The organism is Streptomyces sp. NPDC005752 (assembly GCF_040630715.1).
Lineage (GTDB): Bacteria > Actinomycetota > Actinomycetes > Streptomycetales > Streptomycetaceae > Streptomyces.
This window is the reverse complement of record NZ_JBEXYB010000016.1, coordinates 87,706-101,292: the sequence shown is the minus strand read 5'-3', so window position 1 is coordinate 101,292 and position 13,587 is coordinate 87,706. Positions and strand designations below refer to the sequence as shown.

At 66.5% G+C, this 13,587-nt stretch carries 14 protein-coding genes and 1 pseudogene; 11 read left to right on the top strand and 4 right to left on the bottom strand.

Features of this window, described 5'->3' with window-relative positions:
• Positions 1-68: 68 nt before the first annotated feature.
• The 3 genes from rplM to glmM all read left to right on the top strand — a co-directional run bounded on the left by rplM (position 69) and on the right by glmM (position 2,674).
• Complete coding sequence (rplM, locus tag ABZ441_RS15880; RefSeq protein WP_014154573.1) at positions 69-512, top strand: 50S ribosomal protein L13; 444 nt, start codon at positions 69-71, stop codon at positions 510-512.
• A 117-nt stretch (positions 513-629) separates the two neighbouring features.
• Positions 630-1,094, top strand: a complete 465-nt coding sequence (gene rpsI / locus ABZ441_RS15875; RefSeq protein ID WP_307792626.1) for a 30S ribosomal protein S9 — start codon at positions 630-632, stop codon at positions 1,092-1,094.
• 221 nt (positions 1,095-1,315) lie between these two features.
• The gene (gene glmM / locus ABZ441_RS15870; protein WP_358973477.1) at positions 1,316-2,674 is read left to right on the top strand and encodes a phosphoglucosamine mutase; all 1,359 of its coding nucleotides are present in this window, start codon (positions 1,316-1,318) and stop codon (positions 2,672-2,674) included.
• A 7-nt stretch (positions 2,675-2,681) separates the two neighbouring features.
• On the opposite strand, the gene ABZ441_RS15865 is transcribed toward glmM, so the two are convergent.
• The gene (locus ABZ441_RS15865) at positions 2,682-3,641 is read right to left on the bottom strand and encodes a DUF389 domain-containing protein (RefSeq protein ID WP_358973474.1); all 960 of its coding nucleotides are present in this window, start codon (positions 3,639-3,641) and stop codon (positions 2,682-2,684) included.
• 19 nt (positions 3,642-3,660) lie between these two features.
• A complete protein-coding gene (coaA, locus tag ABZ441_RS15860) occupies positions 3,661-4,653 on the bottom strand; it encodes a type I pantothenate kinase (protein WP_358973471.1) in 993 nt (330 codons plus the stop codon).
• 144 nt (positions 4,654-4,797) lie between these two features.
• On the opposite strand from coaA, the gene ABZ441_RS15855 reads away from it, so the two are divergent.
• The 6 genes from ABZ441_RS15855 to ABZ441_RS15830 all read left to right on the top strand — a co-directional run bounded on the left by ABZ441_RS15855 (position 4,798) and on the right by ABZ441_RS15830 (position 10,096).
• On the top strand, positions 4,798-5,019 hold the full coding sequence (locus ABZ441_RS15855; protein WP_358973468.1) for a type II toxin-antitoxin system VapB family antitoxin: 222 nt from the start codon (positions 4,798-4,800) through the stop codon (positions 5,017-5,019).
• Positions 5,016-5,426, top strand: coding sequence for a PIN domain-containing protein (locus tag ABZ441_RS15850; protein WP_358973465.1), 411 nt, complete (start codon positions 5,016-5,018; stop codon positions 5,424-5,426). The genes ABZ441_RS15855 and ABZ441_RS15850 overlap by 4 nt, the downstream gene beginning before the upstream one ends.
• A gap of 154 nt (positions 5,427-5,580) precedes the next feature.
• Positions 5,581-6,402: a hypothetical protein gene (locus tag ABZ441_RS15845; RefSeq protein WP_358973462.1), complete on the top strand. Its 822-nt coding sequence runs from the start codon at positions 5,581-5,583 to the stop codon at positions 6,400-6,402.
• Between the two features lie 368 nt (positions 6,403-6,770).
• Positions 6,771-7,217, top strand: coding sequence for a hypothetical protein (locus ABZ441_RS15840; protein ID WP_358973459.1), 447 nt, complete (start codon positions 6,771-6,773; stop codon positions 7,215-7,217).
• Positions 7,217-9,400 carry a hypothetical protein gene (locus ABZ441_RS15835; RefSeq protein ID WP_358973456.1) on the top strand — a complete coding sequence of 728 codons (2,184 nt, stop codon included), beginning with the start codon at positions 7,217-7,219 and terminating at the stop codon, positions 9,398-9,400. The genes ABZ441_RS15840 and ABZ441_RS15835 overlap by 1 nt, the downstream gene beginning before the upstream one ends.
• A gap of 69 nt (positions 9,401-9,469) precedes the next feature.
• Positions 9,470-10,096 (top strand): hypothetical protein, encoded by a 627-nt coding sequence (locus ABZ441_RS15830; RefSeq protein WP_358973453.1) that lies wholly within the window; start codon positions 9,470-9,472, stop codon positions 10,094-10,096.
• Between the two features lie 76 nt (positions 10,097-10,172).
• On the opposite strand, the pseudogene ABZ441_RS15825 reads toward ABZ441_RS15830, so the two are convergent.
• Positions 10,173-10,400: pseudogene (locus ABZ441_RS15825) on the bottom strand (hypothetical protein); the annotation flags it as partial.
• A gap of 257 nt (positions 10,401-10,657) precedes the next feature.
• Positions 10,658-10,975: a hypothetical protein gene (locus ABZ441_RS15820; RefSeq protein ID WP_358973450.1), complete on the bottom strand. Its 318-nt coding sequence runs from the start codon at positions 10,973-10,975 to the stop codon at positions 10,658-10,660.
• A gap of 382 nt (positions 10,976-11,357) precedes the next feature.
• Between ABZ441_RS15820 and glmS the strand changes: the two genes are divergently transcribed.
• Both glmS and ABZ441_RS15810 read left to right on the top strand, forming a co-directional pair.
• On the top strand, positions 11,358-13,205 hold the full coding sequence (gene glmS / locus ABZ441_RS15815) for a glutamine--fructose-6-phosphate transaminase (isomerizing) (RefSeq protein ID WP_358973448.1): 1,848 nt from the start codon (positions 11,358-11,360) through the stop codon (positions 13,203-13,205).
• A gap of 13 nt (positions 13,206-13,218) precedes the next feature.
• Positions 13,219-13,587: a holo-ACP synthase gene (locus ABZ441_RS15810; protein WP_358973446.1), complete on the top strand. Its 369-nt coding sequence runs from the start codon at positions 13,219-13,221 to the stop codon at positions 13,585-13,587.

Here is a 13,587-nt window from a genome sequence, read left to right as displayed (position 1 = left end):
AGCTGCATGGTCGCTTCAGAGGTGCCATGTGTCTGGACCTCATCCACTGAAGAAGCGAAGGCTACGAAGTGCGTACGTACAGCCCCAAGCCCGGCGATGTCACTCGCCAGTGGCACATCATCGACGCCGAGGACATCGTCCTGGGCCGTCTGGCCACCACGGCTGCGAACCTCCTCCGAGGCAAGCACAAGGCGATCTACGCCCCCCACATGGACATGGGCGACTTCGTCATCATCATCAACGCCGAGAAGGTTCACCTCTCCGGCAACAAGAAGACCCAGAAGATGGCGTACCGCCACTCGGGCTTCCCGGGCGGTCTCCGTTCGGTGCGCTACGACGAGCTCCTCTCGAAGAACCCCGAGAAGGCTGTCGAGAAGGCCATCAAGGGCATGATCCCCAAGAACACCCTGGGTCGTCAGATGATCTCGAAGCTCAAGGTCTACGCGGGCGACCAGCACCCGCACGCTGCGCAGCAGCCGGTCCCGTACGAGATCACCCAGGTCGCGCAGTAGTTCCGGCCTCCCCCCTAAGACGTAAAGAAAGATCTGAGGAGAATCGTGGCCGAGACCACTGTTGAGACGACCGCCGAAGACGCGGCGGGCACCGAGGGCGAAGAGACCTTCGCCGAGGTGACCACCTTCGAGTCGGAGGTCCCCGTCGAGGGTGAGTACACCTCCGAGTCGCTCGCGGGCCGCTTCGGCGACCCGCAGCCCGCGGCCGGCCTCGGCCGTCGCAAGAACGCCATCGCCCGCGTCCGGATCGTTCCGGGCACCGGCAAGTGGAAGATCAACGGTCGCACCCTTGAGGACTACTTCCCCAACAAGGTGCACCAGCAGGAAGTCAACGAGCCCTTCAAGGTGCTCGAGCTCGACGGCCGCTACGACGTCATCGCCCGCATCTCGGGTGGCGGCGTCTCCGGTCAGGCCGGTGCCCTGCGCCTCGGTGTGGCCCGTGCGCTGAACGAGGCGGACGCGGACAACAACCGCGCCACGCTGAAGAAGGCCGGATTCCTCTCCCGCGACGACCGTGCGGTCGAGCGCAAGAAGGCCGGTCTCAAGAAGGCCCGTAAGGCGCCGCAGTACAGCAAGCGCTAAATCGCCTGCTCGTCTGCTTTACACGTTCGCCCCGGCGGCACACCTCGTGCTGCTGGGGCGTTCGTTTATCAGCCCGCGCGGGCGTATAACGGCCTAAGACGTTTGCACGTTTATAAGGTCGGCGGTTTCAGGCGCACCTTTCTTTGCTGTGTCTTGCCTCGCTTTGCCCTGTTTTCAGTACTTTGGTTTTTGTGGTTTCGGAGCACCTTCGGAGGACACCAGTGGGACGACTCTTCGGCACGGACGGCGTGCGCGGCGTAGCCAACGCGGACCTGACAGCAGAGCTCGCGCTCGGGCTCTCGGTCGCGGCGGCGCACGTACTCGCCGAGGCGGGCACCTTCGAGGGGCATCGCCCGACCGCTGTGGTGGGCCGCGACCCCCGTGCGTCCGGAGAGTTCCTGGAAGCCGCCGTCGTGGCGGGCCTCGCCAGTGCCGGCGTGGACGTCCTGCGCGTCGGTGTGCTGCCGACGCCCGCCGTCGCGTATCTCACCGGTTCGCTGGGCGCCGACATCGGTGTCATGCTCTCGGCCAGCCACAACGCCATGCCCGACAACGGCGTGAAGTTCTTCGCCCGCGGTGGCCACAAGCTCGCCGACGAGCTCGAGGACCGCATCGAGACGGTGTACGAGCAGCACCGTACCGGCGAGCCTTGGAGCCGGCCGACGGGCGCAGGAGTCGGCCGGGTGACCGATTACACCGAGGGCTTCGACCGTTACGTCGCCCACCTCATCGGCGTCCTCCCCAACCGGCTCGACGGAGTCAAGGTCGTCCTCGACGAGGCGCACGGCGCCGCCGCCCGTGTCTCGCCCGAGGCGTTCGCCAGGGCGGGGGCCGAGGTCGTCACCATCGGTGCCGAGCCGAACGGCCTCAACATCAACGAGGGCTGCGGTTCCACCCACATGGAGCTGCTGCGGGCGGCCGTCGTCGAGCACGGTGCGGACCTCGGCATCGCGCACGACGGCGACGCGGACCGCTGCCTGGCCGTGGACGCGGCCGGCGAGGAGGTCGACGGCGACCAGATCCTGGCCGTGCTCGCCCTCGCCATGCGCGAGTCCGGGCACCTGCGCAAGGACACCGTCGTCGGCACGGTCATGTCGAACCTCGGCTTCAAGATGGCGATGGAGCGGGAGGGCATCCAGCTCGTGCAGACCGCGGTCGGTGACCGCTATGTCCTGGAGTCGATGAAGGCCGAAGGCTTCGCGCTGGGCGGCGAACAGTCCGGCCACGTCATCGTTCTGGACCACGCGACGACGGGCGACGGCACCCTGACCGGGCTGATGCTCGCGGCCCGGGTCGCCGCCACCGGACGTACGCTCGCCGACCTGGCAGGTGTGATGCAGCGCCTCCCGCAGGTCCTCATCAACGTGCCGGACGTCGACAAGTCACGCGTGGGCACCTCACCCGAGGTCGCCACCGCTGTGGCCCGCGCCGAGCACGAGCTGGGCGACACCGGACGGGTGCTCCTGCGCAAGTCGGGCACCGAGCCGCTCGTACGGGTCATGGTGGAGGCCGCCGACCTGGAGCAGGCGCGCGCCGTGGCCGGACAGCTGGCCGACGTGGTCAAGTCCGCGCTCGGCTGACACGGCCTCAGCCACCGGAGGGACCCGGCCTCACGGCCGGGTCCCTCCGGCGTTGCGCCGCCCACAGCGCCTTCTGGACCAGCAGCGTCAGAGTCCCGGCGAGGACGATGCCGGCCAGGTTGGCCAGCAGTTGCGCCGAGGACCCCCACGTCTGTGCCAGGTCCTGGTAGCTGAAGGCGACCGCCGCGTTGGCGGCGGCCGGCACCGTGGTCACCGAGATCGCCACCCCGATCAGCGCCCCGGACTTCGCCGAGGTCAGCGAAAGGGTCCCCGCGATGCCCGCGAGGAGCGCGACCACGAACGACATCCAGTCCGGGTGCCAGATGAAACCGGTGTTGGGCCTCTCCGCCTTGACCATGTCCTCGGTGAACAGCCCGAGCAGGTCCATCAGCCAGGCGAAACCCGCCGTGAGCACCATCGCCGCCGCGAAGCCGCCGACCAGCGCCCACAGGGACCGCGCGACCAGTCGGGGCGCACGCTGCACCAGGGCCGTCGAGATCCCGGCCAGCGGGCCGAACTCCGGGCCCACCGCCATCGCGCCCACGATCAGCACCGCGTTGTCCAGCATCACTCCGCACGCGGCGAGCATCGTCGCGACGGAGAGGAAGGCGACGTAGGTGGCGCTGAAGGTCGACTCCTCGTGGGTCACCTCGCTCAGCTCTTCCCAGAGCACGGCGTCCGCGCCCTCGCCCGGCGCCGCCCGCTCCGCTTCCTCGGCACGCCTGGACAGCGTCAGATCTATGTTCTCGACGGTGATCGAGCCGTCGCTGTCGATGCCCGCCTTCCGCAGCGCGCCGATCAGTTCGTCGCCGGACTCCCGCGCCACGTCGCACATGACCACATCGCCCACCGGGCTCCGTGCGGCTCCGGTCAGCACCGCGATGTGCGCGGTGCCCACGGTCCGCTCCAGCAACCGCACCACCTCGTCGGTGCGTTCGGCGGGCACGATGAGGCGCAGATGCAGCACGGGCGCACCCTTTCCCTGGTCAGAGTTTGCGCAGTGAGAGCCGCTGGACCTTGTGGTCCGGCCCCTTGCGCAGCACCAGAGTGGCACGGCCGCGCGTGGGCGCCACGTTCTCCAGCAGGTTGGGCTTGTTGATGGTCCGCCACATGGTGCGCGCGTAGTCCAGCGCCTCCGCCTCGGAGACCTGCGTGTACTTGCGGAAGTACGAGAACGGGTTCTGGAACGCCGTCTCACGCAGCCTGCGGAAGCGGTGGAGGTACCAGTTCTCGATGTCCTCGGCGCGCGCGTCGACGTACACGCTGAAGTCGAAGTAGTCGGCGAGCCCGACCCTGGTCCGGCCGTCCTTGCCGGGCAGCGCGGGCTGCAGCACGTTCAGCCCTTCGACGATCAGGATGTCGGGGCGGCGTACGGTCAGCCGCTCGCCCGGCACGATGTCGTAGATCAGGTGGGAGTAGACGGGTGCCGTCACCTCGTCCTTGCCGGCCTTGATGTCGGCGACGAACCGGGTCAGCGCGCGCCGGTCGTACGACTCGGGGAACCCCTTGCGCGACATCAGGCCACGCGCTTCGAGCTCCTTCATCGGCAGCAGGAACCCGTCGGTCGTCACCAGCTCCACCCGGGGGTGCTCGGGCCAGCGCGCCAGCAGCGCCTGCAGGATGCGGGCACTGGTGGACTTGCCGACGGCGACGCTGCCCGCGACCCCTATGACGAACGGGGTGCCGCGCTGCGCGCCGTGTCCGTTGCCCGCGTCGCCCAGGAAGGTGTTCAGGGCGCCGCGCAGGCCGGACGTGGCCTGGACGTAGAGGTTGAGCAACCGGGAGAGCGGCAGGTAGACGTCCCGGACCTCGTCGAGGTCGATGACGTCGCCGAGCCCTCTCAGCTTCTCGACCTCCTCGGCGCTCAGCGGCAGCGGGGTCCTGTCGCGCAGGGCGCTCCACTCCGCCCGTGTCAGGTCGACGTAGGGCGTCGGCGCGTGCTCGGTGCGGCGGGGGCTCCGTGCGGACGAGGTGATCACGTACTCATTGTTGCGGGAGTTCGAACGGAGTGGGGGGTGGGGTCGGTCACGTGACCGGGCTCGGACTCTCCGGGGGCCGGGTGCCGTTCATGTTGCTGGCATACAATTCTTTGTACAAGGCCAACATTGCTTGGGAGGCGCCCGATGTCAGTGACACAGATCGACATAGACGATGACGCGCTGGAGCGCACGATGGCGCTGTCCAAGGCCAGGACCAAGAAGGAGGCTGTCAATCTGGCGCTCCGGTTCTACGCGGACCAGCAGGACCGTGCGGCGCGGATCAGCAGGCACTTCGAGCGGGCGCGCCACTGGGGCGCGGTGGAGGATGCCGAGCGCCGCCATCGTGCGGAGAAGGACGATCGGTGATCTATCTGCTCGACACGTCGGGTCTGGTCCGGCTGCTCCGGGACGCCGAGCTGCAGACCACCTGGTACGACGCCGTCTGCGCCGGTGCGGTCGGCTCCTGTTTCCCGCAGCGCGCCGAATTTCTGTACAGCGCCCGTACCGGCGGCGAGTACGACGAGATCGTGGACATGTTCGACGACCTCTACCCGGACGTTTCGGTGCCGAAGTACGCCGGACGCTGGATCGGTGCGGTACAGCAGCGGATGGCCCGCGCGGGACAGCACCGGAGTGCCTCTGCGGTGGATCTGATCATTGCCGCCACCGCTGCCCACCACGGACTGGCCGTCCTCCACGACGACGCCGACTACCTCACCGTCGCCCGGTACGCACCCGATCTGAGGGAGCACCGCATCCACGACGTGGGCTGAGCCGGGAATGCCCGCCGGTCCCTCTCTGCCGACGTCCCGGGCCCCCGCTCGGAGTGCCCGGCCGAACCGCTGGTAATCTGCCGCCCCGCCGTTCGGACATGATCGTCCCGGGCGGCGGTTCTCCTGTCCGCACGTACGCAGCAACGAGGTGCGCATGAAAACTGGCAGACCCGGCACCGTCGCCGCAATAGCGGGGGCGGCCGTCGCTCTCTCCACCGTCACGGCTCCCGCAGCGCAGGCCGCGAGCACCGGGATCACGGTTTCCCGGGTCGTCGTCAACGGAGGCAAGTCCGTGATCGTGGGCACCACGGACGAGAAGGAACCGTCCCTCACCTTCCGTGTCACCCTCCCCTCCGGATACACCTCTGCCGACATGAGCGGCTGGAGCACATGGCCGTTCCTCTACCACGGCACGACCGCGGCCGAGGGGGCGGAGAGCGGCGGTCTCCGCACGGGCATCTACACGTGTTACCCGACGACTCCCCGGATCGCGGACTGCGAGGGCAACCTGTACATCGATCCGCGCTACGACCTCGACTCGAACAACGACGCCACCACCTGGAAGATCGGCGTCCGGACGCAGCTCTGGAAGCCCGGTGGCGGGCTCAGGACGGAGCAGGTCGTCACCGCCTCCGGCACCGTGAAGGTCAAGCGCTGGGCCAAGGTCACGGTCAATGCCTCACCCGAACCGGTGGCGAAGGGTAAGACGATCACCGTCACCGGCAGTCTCAAGCGGGCAGACTGGGTGAAGCACACGTACACCGGTTACGCCGACAAGACGGTCAGCCTGCAGTTCCGTAAGAAGGGCAGCTCCGTCTACTCCACCGTCAAGACGGCCACGTCGTCCGGCACGGGCGCGCTGAAGACCACCGTCAAAGCCTCGGTCGACGGCTACTGGCGCTGGAGCTTCGGCGGTTCGTCCACCTCGGGCACGGCCACCGCGGCGGGCGACTTCGTCGACGTGCGTGAGCGGTGAGGCATCGGCGGCGGCTCATCCTGCTGAGGTGCCGCCGATGCCTGCGCCCGGCGGGTGCGTCGCCACCTGGCACCACCGAGGACGCACTACTCGGCCCAGGCGGGTGGTGGCTGGTGTGCAATGTGGGCGCTTTGCTCGACTTTGCGGTCGTCAATCTTTCGTTGGCGCGTTCCGCTCGAGGCGTCGCGCGACAGATCCGCGGCTGTGACCTGCTACGAGTCGCAGAGATGTCATGGGAATGTGCCGGTACGACAGCTGCCGTGAGGCCATGAGATTGCCTCAAAATCGCGGCTATACAGAGATTCTGTTTGCTAGTTTCTCCTGTAGGTGTGTTCTGCACTGGTGCTGACGGGGGGAAGTGATCAGGCATGGCCTGGGACGAGTGGGAGCAGCTGAAGACGGCAGCTCAGGGACGAGCTGCCCACATGCAGCTCAACCAAGTGCCGAGCCAGGGCGGGGGCGGCGGAGGGCAGCAGGGTGACCTGGCAGTCGACCAGCAGGACTTGGCCGCGATCGGGGACAGTGCCTTCAAGCTGTTCGAGGATCTGGGGCGGCACGGGCGGGATGCCTGGTCGAGCAGTCAGGTCGCAGCCAAAGATCTGACCACGCAGGAGTTCGAGCTCGGCAGCGGTTTGGACGTGGTGCAGAAGAAATGGGAAAAGCAGCTGCAATCGCTCGTCGACGCCTGTGCCCATATATCGAACCATATGGACTTCACCAAGAAGGCGCATCGAGGCGATGAGCACTTCATCGCGTCCACGGTCAGCAGCATCGCCACGCTGGACAAGGGATTCGATGAAGGGGTCAAGTCCTGATGGACATCGAGGCACTTCGGCACGGAAATTTCGCCGCGCTCGGCACTGCCGTGGAGGACTGGACCGGAGTGATCCGGCACCTTACGGAGATGGAGAAGAGGGCGCGGGACGATCTGCGGGCGAAGGCGAACAGGGCCAATTGGGCCGGCGTGAACGCTTCCGTTTCGAGGGAGTTCATCAACAGGACGGCAGGCGAATTCGCCGACGCAGTCAAGCAGGCCACCAGCATCCGCAACATCCTTCGCGATACCAGAGGTGAGCTCGTGGGCTACCGCGACGAGCTCAACCGGGCGATCGACCGGGGCTGGGACAAGCACCTTTCCGTCGTCGGCGCGAAGGGCGGAGGCTTCACCGTCTACGTGAACGTCCACCCGGAGCCCGCCGGTAGTAAGGAGGCGATGACGCTGCTTCGGGGGGAGCTCGAAAACATCCTCACCAAGGCCACCGAGAGTGACAGCACTGCCAGCGAGGTGCTGAAGGCGCTCGCGAATCACGCCGAGTACGGCTTCTCCGGAGGCTCCTCCTACAAGGACCGTGACGCCGCAGCCGATGCCTTGAAGGCAGCGGACGACATGGCCAAGATCGTGAAGAAAGACCCCGAGGACCGTACGGCTGCTGACCTGGCAAAGCTGAACGCCGGCCTCAAGAAGTACGGCCAGGACCCTCTCTTTTCGGAGCAGTTTGCCCTCGCGGCCGAGCCGAAGGAGACGCTGCAGTTCTGGGCGGAGGTCACGGATCGGTATGCGGGAGTGAAGGGCTCTGAACTGGACCGGCTTCAGGAACTGCAGAAGAACCTGAGCCTGACCCTTGCGTCAGCTACCTACTCCGATTCCGCTCCTATGAAGGATTGGAAGCAAGACCTCATCAACGAGGGGAACACCAATTTCCGGGCCGACCCGGCCAATCCTCTCAAGGGCCCGGTGGGAGCCATCGGTTTCCAGGTCATCAGCAGCCTGATGGGTCATGGAAAGTACGACAGTGAATTTCTTGACGAGTACGGGAAGAAGATCCTCAAGTCGGATATGGCTCCGGTGGGTGGTCCCGGAATGAACACCAAGGATGTATGGACGTCCCCGGACCAGTCGGCGGACCTGGTATTCGGGAAGGGGAATGGGCGCGATCCTCTGATCGGCTTCATGGACGCCCTCTCCCACAATGCCGAGGCGGCAACGAACACCTTCGACGACAAGTCGACCCTCGACCATGTGCTGCAGAGCACCAGGTACACGGAGAGGGGGGAGTCCGTGGGGCGTGCCCTCGAAGCTGCTGTTACCGGCGTGTCGTTCGGTGATGCGCCGACTGAACCCGCCCCGCACAGCAAGGTGCAGGTAGAGATAATGCGTAACGTCATGCATGCCGTCGCACAGCCTGGCGGCGGGTCCGACCTGGTGGACAAAGCAATTGGTGCGAGTTTTGGGCACATGGCCTCTGCGTATATGCCTGAGATCAGCCGGTCGTTGGCTGGCGAGGGGGCGGAATCCATCTTCCTCACAAATAGTGCGGATGGAAACGGTCTAACGTCTCCGACGGATGTCAGGAGATTCTTGTACGAGGTGGCCCGGGACGACAACGGGAGGGTCGCTCTCCGTATTGGTGAGAGTATCTACACGAGCAGCCTCCTGGAGGCGCATATCTCGACTCCCTCTCTTTTTGACGGCTCAACTAACCAGGCGATCGAGTCTGTGGCTTATAACGCTGGGCTCATCGAAGGGATCGTGGGTCACTCGGTGGCCGATGCTGGTATCTCGGCCGATCTCGAAGCCCAGAAGAGCGAGAATGAAGCTGTCAAGACTCAGGGCGATATTTTCAAGGCGGTGCTGTCGGCAGGCATCGGGGTGGGAGCGGTGGCCCTCGTGCCCGAGGGGAGGGAGGGCGGCATGGCGGGAGCCGTAGCGGGAGGATTCTTCGGTGGGATCGCAGGCCTGGCCGTGGACCGCCTCATGAGCGGACGTGAGATGGACGGTGCGCTGGACAACGCCCTCTATACCACAGGGCGAGGTCTCGACAGTGATCTCTCTTCGGCCAGAGTGCAGACCGAGGAGGCTGCTAAGGATGCCATCGAAAGGCATGACGCGGACCTGCCCGTAGATGCCACCAGCGATATTATTCGCAGGAATTTGAACCAAGGCTGGGCGGATAGTGACTCAAACCTGGAAGATAATCATGCTCGGCCGAGTTCGTGACGCAGTTGAGGTGTACGGCGTCGCGGAATTGTGCGGAAAAAGAGCGACCAGAGACCCCGAGGTGTAGCTGTGAAGCCGACTGAGAAAAAGATGACGAAGCAGGCCCTCGTCGTCCTCGCTGTAGTGGGTCTAGGGGTGTTCGGCTACACTCAGTTCTTTACCAAGGGGGTCGAGCGTCTCCCGGAAAGAGTATGCTCGGGTGCGGCAGACCGGGTTATTGCGGAAAAGGTGTTGCCGAATACAATGACGGCTGCCCAGCGAGGGAAAAGAGGCGCCGCCTACTCCAGTTCTCGTGGAACGGTCTTCTTCTGCAGCGTTAAGACTCACGGGGAAGATTCCATTCTTTCGGGCGAGGTCCGAGTCAATGACGTCTCGCTCGCCAAGTGGCGTGCCGGACACTCCCCCGGTGATGGGAAATCTCGCGAGGTGGAGGTAAAGAGAATTGTTGCCATGGTGACCTCTGAGGGTGTTTCCGTCTACGTTCCTTGCACTCGGCCGGAGCAGGACAGGCAGAAGCCTCTGGAGTCGTACGCGTTGATTGCTGACGCGAGGACCATTGGTGATACACGGGTGTCGGGGGTCGAGCTGCAGCAGTACGTGGCTGATTTCGCGTATCAAATCCTGAGGCATACCTACAGGGCTGAAGAATGTCAGGAGCGGCAGAAATTCCCAGCCGGGCTGCCTGACTTCGAGTGATGTGCGGATGGGGGCGTGCTGTGCGACGTCACCCAGTCGTGCGGCCGCTCGACTGGGGCTCCCCGTATGCTTTTTTCTAATCTTGCTCGGGTGGCATGTTCGAGGGCGACGAGGCTGTGCTGCAGCGGAGCTTCCGCAGGAGACGCCAGGGCTTGAGGATCGCCCAGGACTTGAGAATCGCCATGACGCGTTCGCCGAGGTTGTGGATCTTGGCGTGGTCCCGGTTGTGACGTCGGCGCCAGCCGCGCAGGTGCCTGCCACGGATTGGGACACGGATCGCGGGGTCGGCGCCCTGATACGCCTTGATGCTCGTATGACAGGGCAACACGTACCAGTCGGGCCAGGCGGACACGACAGTGACGGGTCTTCCCGCGCAAGCACCTATGAAGTCACGATGGCGTCACCGACCGATCGACGGATCAGGGCAGGGACACGAGATTCCGGCCAGTCGGCCCAAGGGGCGGATCTGTCGGTGGCACCATCACCCATCATCACTTGTCGGACCAGCACTGATGTCGTCTTCGGCGAGGGCGGCGGGAATGCCGTGGGCCCGCGCCGCGCTCAGGTTGTCTGTGGCTCCGGCAGTGCGTCCGAGGCCCAGATCGGGCGTCCGGCGAGATCGGTGAGGACTTGCACGTTCATCCCGTGGTGCTTTTTCTTCCCGGAGTGGTACGGCCGGTCTGCGGCTATGCGGCCGATCGGCAGCACGGTGCTGTCAAGGATCACATATGCCTTCTTCCGGACGGTCGTCATGGCCTGTTCCAGCGTGGGCGCGAGGACGTCCAGAAGGTCGACGGCCTCGCGTATGCAGAGGCAGGCCGTGGCGATCCCGATGCGGACGCCCGCGGCAAGGCGGGCGTAGGTCTCGCCGCAGCGCATTGGGTCAGGACGAGCATGGCTTGCCGGCCGTAGAACAGGCGACGCCACCGTGAGCCGATCCGGCGGCGGTGAGCTGCGAGAAGACCGGAGAGGTGTTGCACGGTGCGGCTGGGCAAGTCGAGCCGGGCGGGTAGACAAGCACGCGAAAGCTCCTGGCGGGCTGGTGATCTTGGTTGTGAACCCGTCCACCAAGAGCTTCCTGGCCGCTACCGCTACCGGGGTCACCGGCCCAACCACACGGCAGGTTGGAAACGGCTCAGTGCATCGGCGCGGGCTCGTGTGCGGCTCAGGCCCTCCTGCACCAGGAGGTCGTGTGCAGACATCGTTCGCGCGTGGCGTACCACTGGTGTCCCTCACCACCCTGCGGCCTTATGGTGCCGATATGTGCGGAATCGTGGGTTACGTCGGGGCGCAGTCGGCGCAGGATGTCGTTGTCGCAGGGCTGAAGCGGCTGGAGTACCGGGGGTACGACTCCGCCGGGGTCGCCGTCCTCGCGGACGGTGGCCTTGCCTCCGCGAAGAAGGCGGGCAAGCTGCTCAATCTGGAGAAGGAGCTCAAGGACCGGCCGCTGCCGGCCGGGAACACCGGGCTCGGGCACACCCGTTGGGCGACGCACGGCGGGCCCACCGACGCCAACGCCCACCCGCATCTCGACAACGCGGGCCGGGTCGCCGTCGTGCACAACGGGATCATCGAGAACTTCGCGGCGCTGCGCGAGGAGTTGGCAGGACGAGGCCATGACCTGGCCTCCGAGACCGACACCGAGGTGGTCGCCCATCTGCTCGCCGAGGCGTACTCCTCGGCTGGTGACCCGGCGGAGGCCATGCGGCAGGTGTGCCGGCAGCTGGAGGGCGCGTTCACGCTGGTCGCCGTGCACGCGGACGCGCCCGACGTCGTGGTGGGTGCCCGGCGGAACTCGCCGCTGGTGGTGGGCGTGGGGGACGGGGAGATGTTCCTGGCCTCCGACGTGGCCGCCTTCATCGCGCACACGCGGGACGCGATCGAGCTCGGGCAGGACCAGGTGGTCGAGCTGCGCCGCGACGGGGTGTCGGTCACCGGCTTCGACGGGCGGCCCGCCGACGTACGCGAGTACCACGTGGACTGGGACGCATCGGCCGCGGAGAAGGGCGGCTACGCCTCCTTCATGCTCAAGGAGATCGCCGACCAGCCCAAGGCCGTCGCCGACACGCTGCTCGGGCGCGTCGACGGCTCGGGCACGCTCCGCCTCGACGAGGTGCGCATTGCGCAGGGTGTGCTCCGGGAGGTCGACAAGGTCGTCGTCGTCGCCTGCGGGACCGCCTTCCACGCCGGGATGATCGCCAAGTACGCCATCGAGCACTGGACCAGACTGCCCTGCGAGACGGAGCTCGCCAGCGAGTTCCGTTACCGCGACCCGATCCTGGACCAGCGCACCCTCGTCGTCGCCATCTCGCAGTCGGGCGAGACGATGGACACGCTCATGGCGGTCCGGCACGCCCGTGAGCAGGGGGCGAAGGTGCTCGCCATCTGCAACACGAACGGCTCGACGATCCCGAGGGAGTCGGACGCCGTCCTCTACACGCACGCCGGGCCCGAGGTCGCCGTCGCCTCCACCAAGGCGTTCCTGACCCAGCTCGTCGCCTGCTACCTCGTCGCGCTGTATCTGGGGCAGGTGCGCGGCACCAAGTGGGGCGACGAGATCCGCACCGTCGTGCGCCAGCTCTCCGAGATGTCCGGCGCGGTGGACCGCGTCCTGGGAACCATGGAGCCGGTCCGTGAACTGGCCCGCTCCCTGTCCGGCCACGACACCGTGCTCTTCGTGGGCCGGCACGTGGGCTACCCGGTGGCCATGGAAGGCGCCCTGAAGCTCAAGGAACTCGCGTACATGCACGCGGAGGGCTTCGCCGCCGGAGAGCTCAAGCACGGGCCGATCGCGCTGATCGAGGAGGGCCTGCCGGTCGTCGTGATCGTGCCCTCCCCGCGCGGCCGTTCGGTGCTCCACGACAAGATCGTGTCGAACATCCAGGAGATCAGGGCCCGTGGCGCCCGTACCGTCGTCATCGCCGAGGAGGGCGACGAGGAGGTCGTCCCGTACGCCGATCACCTCATCAGGATCCCGGTTACGCCTACGCTGCTTCAGCCGCTGGTCGCCACGGTGCCGTTGCAGGTGTTCGCCTGCGAGCTGGCGACCGCCCGGGGCAACGAGGTGGACCAGCCGCGCAACCTGGCGAAGTCCGTGACAGTCGAGTGAGTTGAGTGAGCGCGTGATCATTGGGGTCGGGATCGATGTGGCGGAGATCGAACGCTTCGGCGCCGCGCTGGAGCGCACGCCCCAGCTGGCCGATCGGCTGTTCCTGGAGCGGGAGCTGCTGCTCCCCGGCGGGGGCCGGCGGGGGATCGCCTCGCTGGCGGCCAGGTTCGCCGCGAAGGAGGCCCTGGCCAAGGCGCTCGGGGCCCCGGGCGGGCTGCTCTGGACCGACGCCGAGGTGTGTGTGGAGGAGAGCGGCCGGCCCCGGCTGGAGGTGCGGGGCACCGTCGCTGCGCGGGCGGCCGAACTGGGCGTCCGCAGCTGGCACGTATCGCTGAGCCACGATGCGGGGGTGGCGTCGGCCGTGGTCATCGCGGAGGGTTGA